This is a genomic window from Herbaspirillum sp. NPDC101397 (assembly GCF_044767325.1).
In the GTDB taxonomy this organism is placed as follows: Bacteria; Pseudomonadota; Gammaproteobacteria; order Burkholderiales; family Burkholderiaceae_D; genus Herbaspirillum.
On the sequence record NZ_JBIWNS010000006.1, the window covers coordinates 109,052 to 126,086 of the forward strand.

17 protein-coding genes are annotated in these 17,035 nt (G+C 62.3%); 16 read left to right on the plus strand and 1 reads right to left on the minus strand.

Going from position 1 to position 17,035, the window contains the following annotated elements; genetic code table 11:
• Window positions 1-86 precede the first annotated feature (86 nt).
• Entirely contained in the window at window positions 87-923 is an 837-nt protein-coding gene (locus ACIROW_RS15605; RefSeq protein WP_402277179.1) for an outer envelope protein, read from the minus strand.
• 710 nt (window positions 924-1,633) lie between these two features.
• On the opposite strand from ACIROW_RS15605, the gene ACIROW_RS15610 reads away from it, so the two are divergent.
• The 16 genes from ACIROW_RS15610 (at window position 1,634) to ACIROW_RS15685 (ending at window position 17,035) form a co-directional block, all read left to right on the plus strand.
• Window positions 1,634-2,665: an ABC transporter substrate-binding protein gene (locus ACIROW_RS15610; RefSeq protein ID WP_402277181.1), complete on the plus strand. Its 1,032-nt coding sequence runs from the start codon at window positions 1,634-1,636 to the stop codon at window positions 2,663-2,665.
• A gap of 47 nt (window positions 2,666-2,712) precedes the next feature.
• Window positions 2,713-3,507 (plus strand): ABC transporter ATP-binding protein, encoded by a 795-nt coding sequence (locus ACIROW_RS15615; protein ID WP_402277183.1) that lies wholly within the window; start codon window positions 2,713-2,715, stop codon window positions 3,505-3,507.
• Between the two features lie 23 nt (window positions 3,508-3,530).
• Window positions 3,531-4,313 carry an ABC transporter permease gene (locus ACIROW_RS15620; RefSeq protein WP_402277185.1) on the plus strand — a complete coding sequence of 261 codons (783 nt, stop codon included), beginning with the start codon at window positions 3,531-3,533 and terminating at the stop codon, window positions 4,311-4,313.
• Window positions 4,314-4,425: 112 nt separating this feature from the next.
• Entirely contained in the window at window positions 4,426-6,000 is a 1,575-nt protein-coding gene (locus tag ACIROW_RS15625; RefSeq protein ID WP_402277187.1) for an ABC transporter ATP-binding protein, read from the plus strand.
• 4 nt (window positions 6,001-6,004) lie between these two features.
• Window positions 6,005-7,093, plus strand: a complete 1,089-nt coding sequence (locus ACIROW_RS15630) for an ABC transporter permease (RefSeq protein ID WP_402277687.1) — start codon at window positions 6,005-6,007, stop codon at window positions 7,091-7,093.
• A gap of 6 nt (window positions 7,094-7,099) precedes the next feature.
• Window positions 7,100-8,020 carry an ABC transporter permease gene (locus ACIROW_RS15635; RefSeq protein ID WP_402277189.1) on the plus strand — a complete coding sequence of 307 codons (921 nt, stop codon included), beginning with the start codon at window positions 7,100-7,102 and terminating at the stop codon, window positions 8,018-8,020.
• Between the two features lie 94 nt (window positions 8,021-8,114).
• Window positions 8,115-9,260, plus strand: coding sequence for a BMP family ABC transporter substrate-binding protein (locus ACIROW_RS15640; protein WP_402277191.1), 1,146 nt, complete (start codon window positions 8,115-8,117; stop codon window positions 9,258-9,260).
• A gap of 124 nt (window positions 9,261-9,384) precedes the next feature.
• Window positions 9,385-9,786, plus strand: a complete 402-nt coding sequence (locus ACIROW_RS15645; protein WP_402277193.1) for an SRPBCC family protein — start codon at window positions 9,385-9,387, stop codon at window positions 9,784-9,786.
• A 140-nt stretch (window positions 9,787-9,926) separates the two neighbouring features.
• Window positions 9,927-10,718, plus strand: coding sequence for a septum site-determining protein MinC (minC, locus tag ACIROW_RS15650; RefSeq protein WP_402277195.1), 792 nt, complete (start codon window positions 9,927-9,929; stop codon window positions 10,716-10,718).
• Between the two features lie 52 nt (window positions 10,719-10,770).
• A complete protein-coding gene (gene minD / locus ACIROW_RS15655) occupies window positions 10,771-11,586 on the plus strand; it encodes a septum site-determining protein MinD (protein WP_402277197.1) in 816 nt (271 codons plus the stop codon).
• A 1-nt stretch (window position 11,587) separates the two neighbouring features.
• Entirely contained in the window at window positions 11,588-11,854 is a 267-nt protein-coding gene (minE, locus tag ACIROW_RS15660; protein ID WP_050476381.1) for a cell division topological specificity factor MinE, read from the plus strand.
• A gap of 87 nt (window positions 11,855-11,941) precedes the next feature.
• Complete coding sequence (locus tag ACIROW_RS15665) at window positions 11,942-12,625, plus strand: DNA-binding response regulator (protein ID WP_402277199.1); 684 nt, start codon at window positions 11,942-11,944, stop codon at window positions 12,623-12,625.
• A 6-nt stretch (window positions 12,626-12,631) separates the two neighbouring features.
• The gene (locus ACIROW_RS15670; RefSeq protein ID WP_402277201.1) at window positions 12,632-13,543 is read left to right on the plus strand and encodes an alpha/beta fold hydrolase; all 912 of its coding nucleotides are present in this window, start codon (window positions 12,632-12,634) and stop codon (window positions 13,541-13,543) included.
• 119 nt (window positions 13,544-13,662) lie between these two features.
• The gene (gene hemA, locus ACIROW_RS15675) at window positions 13,663-14,964 is read left to right on the plus strand and encodes a glutamyl-tRNA reductase (RefSeq protein ID WP_402277203.1); all 1,302 of its coding nucleotides are present in this window, start codon (window positions 13,663-13,665) and stop codon (window positions 14,962-14,964) included.
• Window positions 14,965-15,066: 102 nt separating this feature from the next.
• Window positions 15,067-16,146: a peptide chain release factor 1 gene (prfA, locus tag ACIROW_RS15680; RefSeq protein WP_402277204.1), complete on the plus strand. Its 1,080-nt coding sequence runs from the start codon at window positions 15,067-15,069 to the stop codon at window positions 16,144-16,146.
• Window positions 16,147-16,564: 418 nt separating this feature from the next.
• Window positions 16,565-17,035 (plus strand): disulfide bond formation protein B, encoded by a 471-nt coding sequence (locus ACIROW_RS15685; RefSeq protein ID WP_116434367.1) that lies wholly within the window; start codon window positions 16,565-16,567, stop codon window positions 17,033-17,035.

Below are 17,035 nucleotides of genomic sequence, written 5' to 3' on the forward strand. Positions count from 1 at the left end.
GAAAAAAATGCCGGATCAAAAGACCCGGCACCGAAGGAACTGGATCGACCGGCGTGACGCCCACACCGGCCGATCCGCAGAAACGCTTAGAAGTGGTATTCGGCGCGGATCATCGGCGTCTTGGCCAGCGAACCGGGGACATTGCTAGGATTGCCGAACTTGTTGCGCCAGTATTGATATTCCAGGCCCACGCGGAAGGTGTTCTTGCCCATGCCCATCGGCATGCCGACGTCATACATGATCTGGCCGTCGAAATTCAGTTCAGGGGCAGTGCCGCCGCCGAATTCGTTCTTGCCCTTGGCGGCGATGTAGTTCACGTAGCCTTCAAAGGCGAAGCCGCTGGTGCCGAACGGGATACCCCAGGCGGCGTTGAGCATCGGGTGCGTGTCGTAGGAATAGCGGCTGCTCATGCGCACGCCGTTGTTGAGCGGCTGATTGCTTTCCCACAGCGCCAGCAGGCTGATGTTGAGGAAGCCTGGAACATCCAGCATCACCGTCGGGCCGGCAACGATCATGCGCTTGCGCGAGCTGTAGCCTGGATCGTTTTTGGTGTTCCAGTCAAAACCGGCAGTCAGACCAAAACCGCGCGCAGGGCCGAAAGAGAGGTCCTTGCCGGCGACCTTGCCGATATCCAGTGTATGGCGATAGACGATATACGCTTCTTGCGATTCGTTGTCTTTGCTATCCGACATCAGCAAGTCGACGTTCAGGAAATTGGTGCCGTATTTGTAGCCGCTGGCATGCGTAAAATTGACGATTTTTTTCGCGATGTCTTGCGAATTGAACGGCTCGGCAAATTGCGTACCGTAGCGAATACCGATCGAATTGTCGGCCCACTCGGCAGCGTTGGCCGACATGCTGCCCATGGCCGAGACGGCCAGCGCTGCGGTAGTCAAGCACATCCCCATTGCACTCTTCTTCATGCGTTTTCTCCCTTTGCGTTTCATTGAAAAATAAATCCGGATCCCATCGCTCGTCACTGGCTGCTTGCTGCAACCTGCAACGCGCGCTCCTTCATTTGCTCACCCATATCCAATCAGGTCTGGCATCGCACCCAACAACCGTCGCTGCGCAATCCGCCGGGTCCATCAATGCAAACGTCATGCCAGCCGAAAACAAGTCGTCAAAAAACTGTCGACAATGCGCCGGCGCGTGCATCGGCAATGCGAAAAAATGGATCCGGCGAAGCCGATGTCCGCACGCCAGCCGGCGCCGCTGCACAGAATGAAAACAGCCCATCCCACCATGCCGCCGAGAAGGTTGCGACGGAAGATTGTCGACAAGATATAGAACGACAGTACTAAACCCGCTCATCGACGCACACCTCTATTTACAAGGCTTACGCGGCCGAAAGAATACTGTTTTTAGTGCAACTCTTGCTAGAGCGGTGCAGCAAAGCACCAAATTGTCGCAAATGAAATTTTGGATTGTCGACAAAATAAAGCTGACTTGAAAGCCGACTGCAGCGCTGCCTTCGCTGTCGCCGCCATCCGACGTTCTTGGCACAGTAAATGCTTTTCATCGGACATCGTTTATAAAAACCGGACAACAAAACCGGGCCGCATTGGCGACATCGCTTCACCGCCGCCTGCGCCCGGCCAACCGATCAACCGATTCCAACGGGAAGCCCACCATGCACGCCAACAAGCTCTTCAAGTTCACCGCCGCCCTGCTGCTCAGCGCCGCCTGTTCGGCCGCCTTCGCGCAAGAAACCAAAATCAAGTTTCAGCTCGACTGGCGCTTTGAAGGTCCGTCTGCGTTGTTCCTGGTGGCCAAGTCCAAGGGTTATTTCGCGCAGGAGAAACTGGACGTCGTCATCGACGCCGGCAGCGGCTCGGGCAACGCGGTCAATCGCGTGGCCTCGGGCACTTACGACATGGGCTTTGCCGACATGGCGGCGCTGATGGAATTCACCGCCAACAATCCGGCTTCGCCGGGCAAGCCGATGGCCGTGATGATGGTCTACAACGACACCCCTGCGGCGATCTTCTCGCTCAAGAAGACCGGCATCAAGACACCGGCCGATCTGGTCGGCAAGAAGCTCGGCTCGCCGGTGTTCGACGCCGGTCGCCGCGGCTATCCGATCTTCGCCAAGGCCAACGGCCTGGATGCGTCCAAAGCCAACTGGATCAGCATGGATCCGCCGCTGCGTGAAACCATGCTGGCGCGCGGCGACGTCGACGCCATCACCGGTTTTTATTTCACCTCGCTGCTGAACCTGAACGCACGCGGCATCAAGGATCAGGACATCAACGTGATGATGTATCCCGACTACGGCGTCAAGCTGTACGGCAACGCCATCATCGCCAACGAGAGTCTGATGAAGACCAATCCGGAAGCGCTCCGGGGCTTCCTGCGCGCCTTCGCCAAGGCGACCAAGGATGTGCTGGCCAATCCCGAAGCCGCCATCAAGGTACTCAAGGAACGCGACGGCCTGATTGACGAGAAGCTGGAACTGCGCCGTCTCAAGCTGGCCATCTCCAGCGCCATCGCCACGCCGCATGCCAAGGCCGAAGGTTACGGCCAGGTGTTCCTGCCGCGCCTGACGCTGATGGCTTCGCAGGTGTCGGACGCCTACGGCACCAAGACCCGCGTCAACGCGGAAAAGATCTGGACACCGGCCTACCTGCCGTCGAAGGAATTGCTCAACGTGTTCGGGAAATGACATTGCAAGCTGACACTATTGAAGCAGGCTTGGCTGATGTGGCTGCCATGACGGACACCTCGGACACCTTCGTCGACTTCCGTCGCGTCTTCCTGTCCTATGACGGCTCCGACGAATTTGCGGTCGAAGACATTTCCCTGCAAACCAGGCAAGGGGAATTCATCGCCATCGTCGGTCCGTCCGGTTGCGGCAAGTCGACCTTCATGAAGCTGGCAACGGGCTTGAAACGCCCCACGCGCGGCAGCGTCGCCATCGCCGGCGCCGAGGTAACCGGTCCGCTCAAATTCGTCGGCATGGCCTTCCAGGCGCCGACCCTGCTGCCGTGGCGCACCACGCTCGACAATGTTCTGCTGCCGCTGGAAATCGTCGAGCCGTATCGCCACGACTTCAAGAAGAACAAGGCGCAGTACACCGAGCGCGCGCTGAAGTTGCTCAAGACCGTCGGCCTGGACGGCTATGCCGACAAGTTTCCGTGGGAACTGTCGGGCGGCATGCAGCAACGCGCGTCGATCTGCCGCGCGCTGATCCACGAGCCGAAGATGCTGCTGCTGGACGAACCCTTCGGCGCGCTCGACGCCTTCACCCGTGAAGAACTGTGGTGCGTGCTGCGCGAACTGTGGACCGAGCGCCAGTTCAACGTCATCCTGGTGACCCACGATCTGCGCGAGGCTGCTTTCCTGGCCGACACTATTTACGTGATGAGCAAACGCCCCGGCCGCATCGTGGCGCGCAAGGAAAATCCGCTGCCGCGTCCGCGCGAGCTGGAGCTCACCTACACCGATCCCTTCAACGCCCTGGTGCACGAGCTGCGCGAGCATATCGGCCGCGTGCGCAACACCTGAGAACCACCTGAACCAAGGCGCCCATGAAAAAACTTTCCTCAATGAACCAAGCCGCCCGCACGCTGGCGCCGTGGATACTGCTGCTGGCGATCCTGGTGGTCTGGCAAATCATCTGCAGCGCGCTGGACGTGTCCGAGTTCATCTTTCCGAGCCCGATGGCGATCATCGAGGCCATGATCGAATTCGCCGGCCCGATCGCGCATCACGCGCTGTCGACCTTCTGGGTCACCATGGTGGGCTTCGCGATTGCGGTCGCGGTCGGCGTGTCGCTGGGCTTCCTGATCGGTTCTTCGCCGCTGCTGTATGCCGCGGCGTATCCGTTGATGACGGCGTTCAACGCGCTGCCCAAGGCCGCCTTCGTGCCGGTGCTGGTGGTGTGGTTCGGTATCGGCGCCGGGCCGGCGATCCTGACGGCCTTCCTGATTTCCTTCTTCCCGATCATGGTCAACATCGCCACGGGTCTGGCGACCCTGGAGCCGGAACTGGAAGACGTCTTGCGCGTGCTCGGCGCCAAACGCATGGACATCCTGCTCAAGGTCGGCATGCCGCGCTCGCTGCCCTACTTCTTTGCCTCGTTGAAGGTCGCCATCACGCTGGCCTTTGTCGGCTCGACCGTGTCGGAGATGAACGCCTCCAACGAAGGCATCGGCTACCTGCTGGTGTCGGCCGGCTCGTCAATGAAGATGCCGCTGGCCTTTGCCGGACTGGTGGTCATCGGCGCGATGGCGATGGCTATGTACGAACTGTTTGCAATCATCGAAAAACGCACCACGCGCTGGGCCCACCGCGGCGGCAACCGTTCGTGATATTTTTTGCAATTTTCCCGATTGTCGACAATTTGGCTATGGTAAATTCCGCAGATCATTTGAATAACCTGGAACGCGCGCGGGAAGGCGCGGTTCCTGCGAGGGGAAATCCGTGACCGCAACGTCGCCTGCGCGCCTGCAAATAGCGCATATCCGCAAGGCCTATCCAGGAGTACTGGCCAACGACGACATCAACCTGAGCGTCGCGCCCGGCGAGATCCATGCCGTCCTTGGCGAGAACGGCGCCGGCAAGTCGACGCTGATGAAGATCATCTTCGGCACCGTCAAACCCGACGCCGGTGAAATCTACTGGAACGGGGCGCTGGCGCATATCGCCAATCCGCAGATCGCGCGCAAGCTCGGCATCGCCATGGTATTCCAGCACTTTTCTCTGTTCGACACGCTGACCGTGGCGGAAAACATCGCGCTGGGTCTCGACGCCGACACCGACATGCAGGACCTGGTCGCGCGCATCCGCCAGACCGGCGAAAAATACGGTCTCGAGCTGGAGCCCAATCGTCACGTCCACACGTTGTCGGTGGGCGAGCGCCAGCGCGTGGAAATCGTGCGTGCGCTGCTGACCAATCCGCAATTGCTGATCCTTGACGAACCGACTTCGGTGCTGACGCCGCAGGCGGTCGAGAAGCTGTTCGTCACGCTGCGCCTGCTGGCCGACGAAGGTTGCAGCATCCTCTACATCAGCCACAAGCTCGACGAGATCCGCGCACTGTGCCACAGCGCCACCGTGATGCGCGGCGGCCGCGTGACCGGGACCTGCGATCCGCGCAATGAAACCAGCGCCGGCCTGTCGCGCATGATGATCGGCGAAGAGCTGGTGCGGCTGCGCCGCGAACGCAATCCGCAGTTTTCCGGCATGCAACGCAACGAGCGCAAGCTGCACGTCAATCGCCTCTGCCTGCCGAAAGCGCATCTGTTCGCCACCGAACTGCAAGACATCGAATGCGAAGTGCGCGCCGGCGAGATCGTCGGCATCGCCGGCGTGTCCGGCAACGGCCAGCAGGAATTGCTGGCGGCGCTGTCCGGGGAAGACCAGCGTGCCGCGCCCAACATGATCATGCTGAGCAGCGCCGCCGTCGGTCATCTGGCGCCCAATCCGCGCCGCGCCAAGGGCCTCGGCCTGGTGCCCGAAGAACGTCTCGGCCGCGGCGCCGTGCCGACGCTGAGCCTGTCGGCCAACATGCTGCTGTCGCACCAGAAAGTGCCGTACGTCAAACACGGCATGATCGATTTCGCCTACACGCGCAAGATCGCCGCCTCCATCATCGAACGTTTCAAGGTCAAGGCCAGCGGCCCCGACGCGCTGGCAAAAAGCCTGTCCGGCGGCAACCTGCAAAAATTCATCGTCGGCCGCGAGATGGAGCGCAAACCCAGTGTCTTCATCGTCGCGCAACCGACCTGGGGCGTCGATGTCGGCGCCGCCGCACAAATCCATGCCGAAATCCTGGCGCTCAAACAAGAAGGCTGTGCCGTGCTGGTGATCTCCGAAGAACTTGATGAGTTGTTCGCGCTGTGCGATCGCCTGCATGTGATCGCCAAGGGACGTTTGTCGCCTTCCGTCCCGATTGAACAGGCCACGCGCGAGCAGGTCGGTTTGTGGATGAGCGGCTTGTGGAACAATGACGCGCCGCCTGCGCCGAACAATGCTGCGGAGGCTGCACATGGTTAAGTCTATGTTCACCTCGCTCCCTTTCAGGCTCGAGCTGCGCGGCGTGCCGTCGCGCCGCATGACGTATCTGTCGCCGGTCATCGCCATCATCCTGACGCTGTTGCTCGGCGCGTTGCTGTTCCTGGCGCTGGGCAAGGATCCGATTGCCGGCCTCAAGGTCTTCCTGGTAGATCCGTTCAGCAGCAAGCGCGCCATCAGCGAACTGCTGCTCAAATCGATTCCGCTGATCCTGTGCGCGCTGGGCCTGGCCGTGTGCTTCCGCGCCAGCATCTGGAACATCGGCGCGGAAGGCCAGTTCACCGTCGGCGCCTTATGCGCGGGGGCGCTGCTGGTGTGGATTGACGTGCCCGACCATGCGATTCCGGGCGGCCTCGGACTGATCCTGATGATCGTCGCCGGCGTGATCGGCGGCGCGCTCTGGGCCGGCATCACGGCGCTCTTGCGCGACAAGTTCAACGCCAATGAAATCCTGGTGTCGCTGATGCTGACCTATGTCGCGCAGCTGCTGCTGATGTACGCCGTCAACGGTCCGCTGAAGGATCCCAACGGCATGAACTTCCCGCAGTCGAAGGTCTTCTCCAGCGAGTTCATGCTGCCGATGCTGATGAGCGGCACGCGCCTGCACATCGGCTTCGCGGTGACCATCGTGGCGGCGATCGTGATGGCGGTGTTCATGATGCGCAGCTTCCGCGGCTTCTCGCTGATGGTCGGCGGCGTTGCGCCTCATGCGGCGCGCTACGCGGGGTTTTCCAGTCGCAACGCCTTGTGGGTGTCGCTGCTGATTTCAGGCGGTTTCGCCGGGCTGGCGGGGGCGTTCGAAATCGCCGGACCGATCGGCCAGCTGTTGCCGTCGGTGTCGCCGGGCTATGGCTTCGCGGCGATCATCGTTGCCTTCATCGGCCGCCTGCATCCGATCGGCGCGGTGTTCGGCGGACTGATCATGTCGCTGCTGTACCTGGGCGGCGAGCTGGCGCAATCGCGCCTGGGCCTGCCGTCGGCGATCACGGGTGTGTTCCAGGGCATGCTGCTGTTCCTGCTGCTGGCGTGCGACACGCTGATCGATTACCGCCTGCGCTGGAAACAAAAAGGATAAGCAAACATGGACCAACTCGCTCCTCTCATCGCGGCCTCGATCAACGCCGGCACGCCGCTGCTGCTGGCGGCCATCGGCCTGCTGATCAACGAACGCGCCGGCGTGCTCAACCTCGGCGCGGAAGGCATGATGCTGGTCGCGGCCATCGCCGGTTTCGCAGTCGGCTACACCACCAAGAGCCCGCTGCTGGGCTTCCTCGCCGGCGCGCTGTGCGGCATGCTGATGGCGACGCTGTTTTCGTGGCTGGCGCTGATTCTGGCGACCAACCAGGTCGCCACCGGGCTGGCGCTGTCGATCTTCGGCGCCGGACTGTCGGCATTCATCGGCCAGCGTTTCGTCGGCCTCGCCCTGCCGTCGCAAAGCACCGGCATTCCCGGCCTGAACAATATTCCGTTCGTCGGCCCCGCCTTCTTCACCCAGCACTGGATGGCTTATGTCGCGCTGCTGCTGTGCGCGGCGATTGCCTGGTTCCTGTACCGCACGCGCGCCGGCCTGATCCTGCGCGCGGTCGGCGAGTCGCCGGAGTCGGCCCATGCACTGGGCTATTCGGTACGCGGCATCCGCTTCCTCGCGCTGCTGTTCGGCGGCGCCTGCTGCGGCCTGGCCGGCGCGTATCTGTCGCTGGTCTATACACCGATGTGGGTCGAAGGCCTGGTCTCCGGTCGCGGCTGGATCGCGCTGGCGTTGACCGCCTTCGCCACCTGGCGTCCGGCACGGGTCTTGCTGGGTTCGCTGCTGTTCGGCGGCGTGACGATTTTGCAGTTTTATCTGCAGGGCGTCGGCGTGACGATTCCGTCGCAGATCCTGTCGATGCTGCCCTATGTCGCCACCATCGTGGTGCTGGCGCTGATCTCGCGCAATCCGGACTGGATCCGCCTGAACATGCCGGCCTCGCTGGGCAAGCCGTTCCGCCCGGGAGCATCCTGATTTTGTTGTTGGTTTTTACAGTTCGTTTTGCAGTGAATTTGTGTAGCGCATTTTTAATTGAATCGATTTTGATTTTTCACCAGGGAGAGAAAGTATGAAGATTTCGCGCAGGGCATCGATTGCGATGCTCGCCACACTGGCAGCCGCCACCTTGATCGGCTGCGGCAAAAAAGAAGAAGCAGCTCCCGCAGCAGCAGCCGCACCTGCGCCTGCCGCTGCAGCGCCGGCCGCGGCCGAACCGCTGAAGGTTGCCTTCGTCTACATCGGCCCGGTCGGCGACGCCGGCTGGACCTTCGCCCACGACAACGGCCGCAAGGCGGTCGAAGCCAAGTTCGGCGACAAGGTCAAGACCACCTTCGTGGAAAACGTCCCTGAGTCGGCAGCCGACGCCGAGCGCGTGATGCGCCAGCTGGCCACCGACGGCAACAAGCTGATCTTCGGCACCACCTTCGGCTACATGGAAGCGATGCTGAAGGTCGCCAAGGAATTCCCGGACGTCAAGTTCGAACACGCCACCGGCTTCAAGACCGCCGACAACCTGGCGCAATACGACGTGCGCACCTATGAAGGCGCTTACCTGGCAGGCGTGGTCGCCGGCAAGATGAGCAAGTCGGGCAAATTGGGCGTGGTCGCTTCGGTGCCGATTCCTGAAGTGGTCCGCAACATCGACGCTTTCACCTTGGGTGCGCGCTCGATCAATCCGAAAGCCACCACGCGCGTGGTCTGGGTCAACAAGTGGTTCGATCCGGGCAAGGAACGTGAAGCCGCCACCACGCTGATCGGCCAGGGCGTCGACGTGCTGATGCAAAACACCGACTCCGCCGCCGTGGTCCAGACCGCGCAGGAAAAAGGCGTCTACGCATTCGGCTGGGACAGCGACATGACCAGCTTCGGCCCGAAGGCCCATCTGGCGGCATCGATGATCAACTGGGGCGTGTACTACACGGCGCGCGTGCAAGCGGTGCTGGACGGTTCGTGGAAGACCAGCACGACCTGGCTCGGCCTGAAGGAAAACGGCATCGACCTGGGCGGCTTCAATCCTGAACTGCCGGCCGACGTCAAGGCACTGGTGGAAGAGCGCAAGAAGGGCATCGCCGACGGCTCCGCCCCGATCTGGAAGGGTCCGATCAAGGACAACACCGGCAAGGAACAAGTCGCCAAGGATGCGGTTGCCGATGACGGCTTCCTGCACGGCGTGAAGTTCTACGTCGAAGGCGTGGAAGGCAAGGTACCGGGCTGATCGTCCGCCCACCTGACTTGCCAATGTAGCAAGCTGCCGGGGACTTACCGTCCCCGGCTTTTTTTTGTCTGCTTGTTTTATCTCCTGCGCTGCATAATGGCCTCCTTGTCCAAGGAGATTCGCCATGCCCAAGCCGCTTCCCACCCGCCTCCTGCACGTCACCATCGAACGTCCCGTACAGGACGTCTACCGCTTCGTCGCCAATCCGGAAAACATGCCGAAATGGGCTTCCGGCCTCGGCAAGGGCATACAGCAAGTCGATGGAAAATGGTTCGCCGACACCCCGGAAGGCAAGCTGGAAGTCCGTTTTGCACCGGCCAACGACTTCGGCGTGCTCGATCATGAGGTGGTGCTGGCTTCCGGCCAGAGCGTGGCCATCCCGATGCGCGCGGTGGCCAACGGCGACGGCTGCGAGCTGACTTTCACCCTGTTCCGCCAGCCGGAGATGGATGACGCCAGGTTCAATGACGACACCGCCTGGGTGACGCGCGACCTGGAGGCCCTCAAGACCTTGCTGGAGGCCTGAGTGCCGCCGATGGCCTCTATCGCGCCGGCGCGCTGACTGTATAATGCCAAACCAACACCGGCCTCGCGCCAGACGGAACCTCCCCGAACGCAATGAACCTGCAGTTTTCCCACCGGGAAAACGCGGGCACTGAACAACTTATGCAAAAAGCTCGTAAACCGATCGACATCAAGATATCCACGGTGGTCGCCATTTCCGCGATCCTGCACGAAACCGATCCGGCGGCGCTGGACCAGGCCCTCAAGGACATGACCGGCGGCGTGTCCGACTTCTTTGAAGACGAATTCGCCGTGATCGACATCGGCGCGCTGGACAGCGGCGCTGCGGGCATCGACTGGACTGCGCTGGTGGCTTTGTTCAAGCGCTATCGCCTCAACGCGGTGGCCGTGCGCAATGCGCCGGAAGAACTGCACGCCGAGATCGCCGCGCAGGGACTGTCCATCGACGGCGGCGCACCACGTCCGCCACAGCAGCAGGAAACCGAAACCGCTGTTGTTGCAGAGGAAGCGCCCAAGCCGGTTGCTGTAGCTGCGGCCGCGGCTCCGGCTGCCGCTTCTGTGCAAGTTCAGGCCGCGCCGGTTGCACCGACGGCCGCCACGATGATCATCGACACGCCGGTGCGTGCAGGCCAGCGCATCTACGCCCGTGGCGCCGACCTGGTGATCATGGCGGCGGTCAACAACGGCGCCGAGATCATCGCCGACGGCAGCATCCACGTCTACGCCCCGCTGCGCGGCCGCGCCCTGGCCGGCGCCAGCGGCAATACCGGCGCCCGCATCTTCGCGGCGAGCCTGGAAGCGGAACTGGTGTCGATTGCCGGCGTCTACCGTACCTTCGAGAACGGTCATCCGCCCGAACTGGCGCAGAAACAGGTGCAGGTGCGCCTGACCGGTGACCGCATCGACGTGCTGCCGATCAATACCAGCAAATAATTTAGTATTCGCATCATCAAGTATTCAAATCTGATCTTCTAAGGAGTCTTTTGTGGCAAAAATCATCGTTGTGACATCCGGTAAAGGCGGCGTCGGCAAAACGACGTCGAGCGCCAGTTTCGCATCGGGTCTGGCCCTGCGCGGACACAAGACCGTCGTCATCGACTTCGACGTCGGCCTGCGCAATCTCGATCTGATCATGGGCTGCGAACGCCGCGTGGTGTACGACCTGATCAATGTCGTCAATCAGGAAGCCACGTTGAACCAGGCCCTGATCAAGGACAAGCACTGCGACAACCTGTTCATCCTGCCGGCCTCGCAAACCCGCGACAAGGACGCGCTGTCGGAAGAAGGCGTGGAACGCGTGCTGGGCGACCTGCAAAAGATGGACTTCGAGTACATCATCTGCGATTCGCCGGCCGGGATCGAACACGGCGCCGTGATGGCGCTGACCTTCGCCGACGAAGCGATCATCGTGACCAATCCGGAAGTCTCCTCGGTGCGCGATTCGGACCGCATCCTCGGCATCATCCAGGCCAAGTCGCGCCGCGCCCTGAGCGGCGGCGAGCCGGTCAAGGAACACCTGCTGATCACCCGCTATTCGCCCAAGCGCGTCGAAGCCGGCGAAATGCTGTCGTACACCGACGTGCAGGAAATCCTGCGCATCCCGCTGATCGGCATCATTCCTGAATCGGAGTCGGTGCTGCACGCGTCCAACCAGGGTAATCCTGCGATTCATCTGAAAGAGACCGACGTGTCCGAGGCCTACCAGGACCTGGTCAGCCGCTTCCTCGGTGAAGACCTGCCGCTGCGCTTCATCAGCTATGAAAAGCCGGGCCTGCTCCAGCGTATTTTCGGAGGTAAATGACATGGCTTTGCTTTCCTTCCTGTTTCCGCCCAAGGCAAAAAGCGCCACGGCCGCCAAGGAACGCCTGCAGATCATCATCGCGCGCGAGCGCGGCGGTCGCCAGGGCCAGGGCTATGACTTCCTGCCGGCGCTGCACAAGGAACTGATCGAGGTGATTTCCAAGTACACCAAGGTCAACGCCGACGACATCAAGATCTCGCTCGACCGCCAGGGCAACCTGGAAGTGCTCGACGTGAACGTGGTGCTGCCGGACGCCGACGCGCCTTAAGCTCCTTCTCACCGCGCCGGACTTGATCCGGCGCGGTGCTTTTCGGGGGCCGGATTCATCGCCGCCGAAAACTTCTCCCTGCATGCCATGCACATTTCCATCTTCAGCCGCTCCGCCGACGACCTCGCCCTGATCGCACGCAGCCTGCCTGCGCACGACTGCGAAGCCGTGCAGCAGCGCGCGGACCTGCGCCGTGCGCAGGCGCAATTGCTGATCGTGGATGTAGCCGACGCCGGGGAACATCTGGCTGAAATCGTGCAAGCGGCGACGACGCTGCCGGTGCTGCTGCTGGCAGGCGACGCGCTTGCCGAGCGGGCGGCGTTATCCGAATACGCCGGCCGGCGGCTGGTCGAGAGCGAGTTCAAGCCCTTGCGCCGCCACGCCCTTGCCGCGCGCGTGGCCTTGCTGCTGCAGCGCGCCTATCCCGGTCACGACGAGCGGCAGGTGCAGCAATTCGGCGATTACCGCTTTGAAACGCCGGCCAATCTGGTCACACACGCGGGCGTACCGGTCACGTTGACGCAAAAGGAATTCGCGCTGGCGCTGCTGCTGTTCGCCGGCCTCGGCCGGCCGCTGTCGCGCGTCACCCTGCAGGAAAGCGTCTGGGGCGCGGAGGACGACAACGCCGTGCCGACCCGCACCATCGACACCCACATCTCGCGCGTGCGCAGCAAGCTCGCGCTCAAGCCGGAGAACGGCTACCGGCTCAGCACCGTGTACGGCTATGGCTACCAGCTGGAGCGGCTGGACGCGCCAGCGCCAAGGAAATAGCAGACCGTGTCCGGCGCGCGCACCGATCATCTCCTCACCCGTATTGCGGCATCGGTGGCGCGCGATCCTGCGCTTCGCCACGGCCGCTTTGTCGACACCGCTGCCGGACGCGTGCACCTGACCGACTCGGCTTGCGGCGACGACGACCGCCCCTGCATCGTCTTCACGCCTGATGGCCCCAATGTCGTGGCCCACTATCAACGCCTGGTCGACTTGCTGGCGCCGCATTTCCGCGTGGTCTGCTTCGACATGCCGGGATTCGGCTTTTCATTGCCGGCCCCGGATTACACCCACTCGCTGGACCATGGCGCGCGCGTGGTGCTGGCAGTGCTGGATCAATTGCAGATTGAGCGCGCCACGCTGGCCTTCAGCTGCGCCAACGGCCTGTATGCGATCCGCGCGGCGCAGCTGGCGCCGGCGCGCATCGCCAGCCTGATGCTGACGCAAACGCCCGCGCTGGCGGCGATGCAGGTGTGGGCCTACCGGATGATTCCACGACCCTTGCGCGTGCCAATAGCGGGACAATTGATCACCTGGCTGGCCCGTCGCAAACTGGCGCAGCTGTGGTATCGCAGCGCCTTGTCGGCCGGCGCGGATGCCGGCGCGCTTCAGGAAATTGCACGCCGCTCGTTCGATGCCGGCGGCTGCTTCTGCCTGGCGGGCGTGGTGCAGGGACTGTTGCGCGAAACCTCGCTCGGCACCTTGCCGGACACCCCCTGCACGCTGGTCTGGGGCAATCTTGATCGATCTCACCGCGCCACGCCGCCGGAATCGCTGCGCGATTGCCTGCCGCAAGCGGAGATCGTGCAGTTCGGCGATTGCGGGCATTTTCCCGACCTGGAACAGCCGGAGCGTTACGCCCTGGAAATTGTTTCCCACATGCAAAAATTGACCATACACGCCCGCGTCGGCTCATAGCGTGCATAAATAGTCATTATTGATACACTTCAAAACCCCTTTACCCGCAGCGGGTATAATATCGAGTTGATATTCCCCCATTTTTCGCGCTGTATTAGCTCGACAACCCTAGAGTCGCCATGCACTTGCTTGCCGTCGGACTGAACCACACTACCGCGCCGGTTTCCCTGCGCGAAAAAGTGGCGTTCCCGGCCGACCAGATCGGCCAGGCGGTGGCGTCTGCGCGGGCCTGGTTCGGGCGCGGAGACCTGAGCGCCAATCTGGCGCAGACCGGCGAAGCGGCGATCCTGTCGACCTGCAACCGCACCGAGCTGTACGCCGCCAGCACCGCTGCCGCAGGCGGCGTCGATGCCGCCATCGACAGTACCGCGCATTTCCTCGCCGATTACCACAAGCTTTCCTACGCCGAACTACGCCCCTTCCTGTATGCCTTGCCGCAGGACAATGCCGTGCGTCACGCCTTCCGCGTCGCCTCCGGGCTCGACTCGATGGTGTTGGGCGAACCGCAGATCCTCGGCCAGATGAAGGACGCCGTGCGCCAGGCGGACGCCGCCGGCGGGCTCGGCACCTATTTGCATCAACTGTTCCAGCGCACCTTCGCGGTCGCCAAGGAAGTCCGCAGCACCACCGAGATCGGCGCGCACAGCGTGTCGATGGCCGCCGCTGCGGTGCGCTTGTCGCAACGGATTTTCGATTCAATCTCGGGCCAGCACGTGCTGTTCATCGGCGCCGGTGAAATGATCGAATTGTGCGCCACCCACTTCGCCGCGCAGAATCCGAAATCGCTGACCGTTGCCAACCGCACGCTGGAACGCGGCGAGACGCTGGCACATCGCTTCAACGGCGCGGCGCTGCGCCTGGCCGATCTGCCGACGCAATTGTCGAAGTTCGACATTGTGGTGTCCTGTACTGCCTCGTCGCTGCCGATCATCGGCCTCGGCCTGGTCGAGCGCGCCGTCAAGGCGCGCCGCCACAAACCGATTTTCATGGTCGACCTGGCCGTGCCGCGCGATATCGAATCCGAAGTCGGCCGCCTCGACGACGTCTTCCTGTACACCGTTGACGACCTTGCCTCGGTCGTGCAGAGCGGCGTCGAAAACCGCCAGGCCGCCGTCGCGCAAGCTGAAGCCATCATCGAAACCCGCGTGCAGTCCTTCATGCACTGGATCGACACCCGCGCCGTGGTGCCGGTGATCCAGGACCTGCACGACGCCGGCGAAACGCTGCGCCTGGCCGAGCTCGAACGCGCGCGCAAGCTGCTGGCCAAGGGCGAAGACATGGACGCCGTGCTCGATGCGCTGTCCCGGGGACTCACCGCCAAATTCCTGCATGGCCCGCAACAGGCCCTGCATCACGCGCAAGGCGACGAGCGCGCACATCTGGTCCAGCTGCTGCCGCAACTGTTCCGCACCAAACGTTAGCGACTTCGTTCGCCGGCCGGCATCCTTGCGATCGCCGGCATTCTCTGCCCCCTGCTTGTAACGCGGGCATCGCATCACCCCCTCATTTAGTAAAGTCAGTCCATGAAACCCTCCATGCTCGCCAAACTCGACCAGCTCGCCGAACGGCTGGAAGAACTCAACAACCTGCTGATGCAGCAGGAAGCCACGTCCGACATAGACAACTATCGCAAGATGACGCGCGAACACGCCGAGCTCGGTCCGCTGGTGGCGCTGTACCTGACCTATTCACAGGCCGCGAACGACATCGTCACGGCACAGGAGCTGCTGTCGGATCCAGACATGAAGGAATTCGCGCAGGAAGAAATCAACGGCGCCAAGGCGCGCATGGACGCGCTGGAGACGGACCTGCAAAAGATGCTGCTGCCGAAGGATCCCAACGACGAGCGCAACATCTTCCTGGAAATCCGCGCCGGCACCGGCGGCGACGAATCGGCGCTGTTCGCCGGTGACCTGCTGCGCATGTACACGCGCTTCGCCGAGCGCAATCGCTGGCAGGTGGAGATGATGTCGGCCTCCGATTCGGAAGTCGGCGGCTACAAGGAAGTGATCGTGCGCATCGCCGGTTTCGGCGCATATTCACGCCTGAAGTTCGAATCCGGCGGCCACCGCGTGCAGCGCGTGCCGGCCACCGAAACCCAGGGGCGCATCCACACCTCGGCCTGTACCGTGGCCGTGATGCCGGAAGCCGATGAAGTCGAAGACGTCGACATCAATCCGGCCGATATCCGCATCGACACTTACCGCGCCTCGGGCGCGGGCGGTCAGCACATCAACAAGACCGACTCGGCGGTGCGTATCACGCACATGCCGACAGGCATCGTGGTGGAATGCCAGGACGACCGCAGCCAGCACAAGAACAAGGCCTCGGCGCTGAAGGTGCTGGCGGCGCGCATCAAGGACGTGCAACTGCGTGAACAGCAATCCAAGGAAGCCGCCACGCGCAAATCGCTGATCGGCTCAGGTGACCGCAGCGAGCGCATCCGCACCTACAATTTCCCGCAGGGCCGCATGACGGACCACCGCATCAACCTGACGCTGTACAAGCTGGATTTCATCATGGACGGTGATCTGGAAGAGCTGACCAATGCGCTCATTACCGAGCATCAGGCTGAATTGCTGGCGCAACTGGGCGACGAATAAACAGTGACGATTGTTCAGCACGATCGTCCAGTAACCCAGCATTGTCGCGGGCTGTGGCACAATGCAGCAGCGCCGGAACCAATTTCACCAGGCCCCCTCTGAGGGTACAGCTTAGGCTATAGAACTCATTTCCTGAATATCCGTGAGATGCGTTTGCGCCAGAAAGGGCGCTGGCAAGGCGTGCGACGCGTCGCGTGGCGGTGCCACGCGCAAGGAGCGCAACGCAGCCAGTGCCCTTTCTGGAGCAAACCCTTCGGGAACGTCCTGTTTGGGTGTATTGCTGCGTTGCGCCGCTTGCCAAGGGAACCACCCTTGGCTGCGCGACACGCCTTGCACTACCTCCCAAACAGGATCGTTCGCACTCGCGGATATTCAGGAAATGAGTTCTAATTCCGAACAACATCAAAATCAAACGCCCATGAAATCGTCCAAATCCCTGTTCCTGTCAGTCGCCCTGTTGTGCATCGCCCTGCTCGGCGCCGCTCTCTATTTGCAAATCGTCGAAGAGATGATGCCGTGTCCGCTGTGCATCATCCAGCGCTACATCTTCGTCGCCATCGCCATCATCTGCATCATCTTCGCCTTCCTGCCACCCGGCTCTGCCAAGCTTGGCGCCGGCCTCGGCACGCTGGCTGCGCTGGGCGGTATCGCCACCGCCGGCTGGCACCTGTGGGTGCAGGCGCATCCGGGCACATCCTGCGGCATCGATCCGCTGGAAACGTCGCTCAACACCATCCCGACGGCGACGCTGTTCCCGACGCTGTTCAAGGCTGACGGTCTGTGCGCCAATCCGTATCCTTTCCTCGGGCTATCGATTCCGCAGTGGTCGCTGATCTGGTTCGCCATTATCGCGATCGTGCTGGTGCGTCGCATCGTCAAGCGCGGTTGA

What these genes read in the sequence shown, in the direction of transcription:
- ACIROW_RS15605 (WP_402277179.1), bottom strand. Translation starts at nt 923, where the DNA reads ATGAAGAAGAGTGCAATGGGGATGTGCTTGACTACCGCAGCGCTGGCC.
- ACIROW_RS15610 (WP_402277181.1), top strand. Translation starts at nt 1,634, where the DNA reads ATGCACGCCAACAAGCTCTTCAAGTTCACCGCCGCCCTGCTGCTCAGC.
- ACIROW_RS15615 (WP_402277183.1), top strand. Translation starts at nt 2,713, where the DNA reads ATGACGGACACCTCGGACACCTTCGTCGACTTCCGTCGCGTCTTCCTG.
- ACIROW_RS15620 (WP_402277185.1), top strand. Translation starts at nt 3,531, where the DNA reads ATGAAAAAACTTTCCTCAATGAACCAAGCCGCCCGCACGCTGGCGCCG.
- ACIROW_RS15630 (WP_402277687.1), top strand. Translation starts at nt 6,005, where the DNA reads ATGTTCACCTCGCTCCCTTTCAGGCTCGAGCTGCGCGGCGTGCCGTCG.
- ACIROW_RS15635 (WP_402277189.1), top strand. Translation starts at nt 7,100, where the DNA reads ATGGACCAACTCGCTCCTCTCATCGCGGCCTCGATCAACGCCGGCACG.
- ACIROW_RS15640 (WP_402277191.1), top strand. Translation starts at nt 8,115, where the DNA reads ATGAAGATTTCGCGCAGGGCATCGATTGCGATGCTCGCCACACTGGCA.
- ACIROW_RS15645 (WP_402277193.1), top strand. Translation starts at nt 9,385, where the DNA reads ATGCCCAAGCCGCTTCCCACCCGCCTCCTGCACGTCACCATCGAACGT.
- minC (WP_402277195.1), top strand. Translation starts at nt 9,927, where the DNA reads ATGCAAAAAGCTCGTAAACCGATCGACATCAAGATATCCACGGTGGTC.
- minE (WP_050476381.1), top strand. Translation starts at nt 11,588, where the DNA reads ATGGCTTTGCTTTCCTTCCTGTTTCCGCCCAAGGCAAAAAGCGCCACG.
- ACIROW_RS15665 (WP_402277199.1), top strand. Translation starts at nt 11,942, where the DNA reads ATGCACATTTCCATCTTCAGCCGCTCCGCCGACGACCTCGCCCTGATC.
- hemA (WP_402277203.1), top strand. Translation starts at nt 13,663, where the DNA reads ATGCACTTGCTTGCCGTCGGACTGAACCACACTACCGCGCCGGTTTCC.
- prfA (WP_402277204.1), top strand. Translation starts at nt 15,067, where the DNA reads ATGAAACCCTCCATGCTCGCCAAACTCGACCAGCTCGCCGAACGGCTG.
- ACIROW_RS15685 (WP_116434367.1), top strand. Translation starts at nt 16,565, where the DNA reads ATGAAATCGTCCAAATCCCTGTTCCTGTCAGTCGCCCTGTTGTGCATC.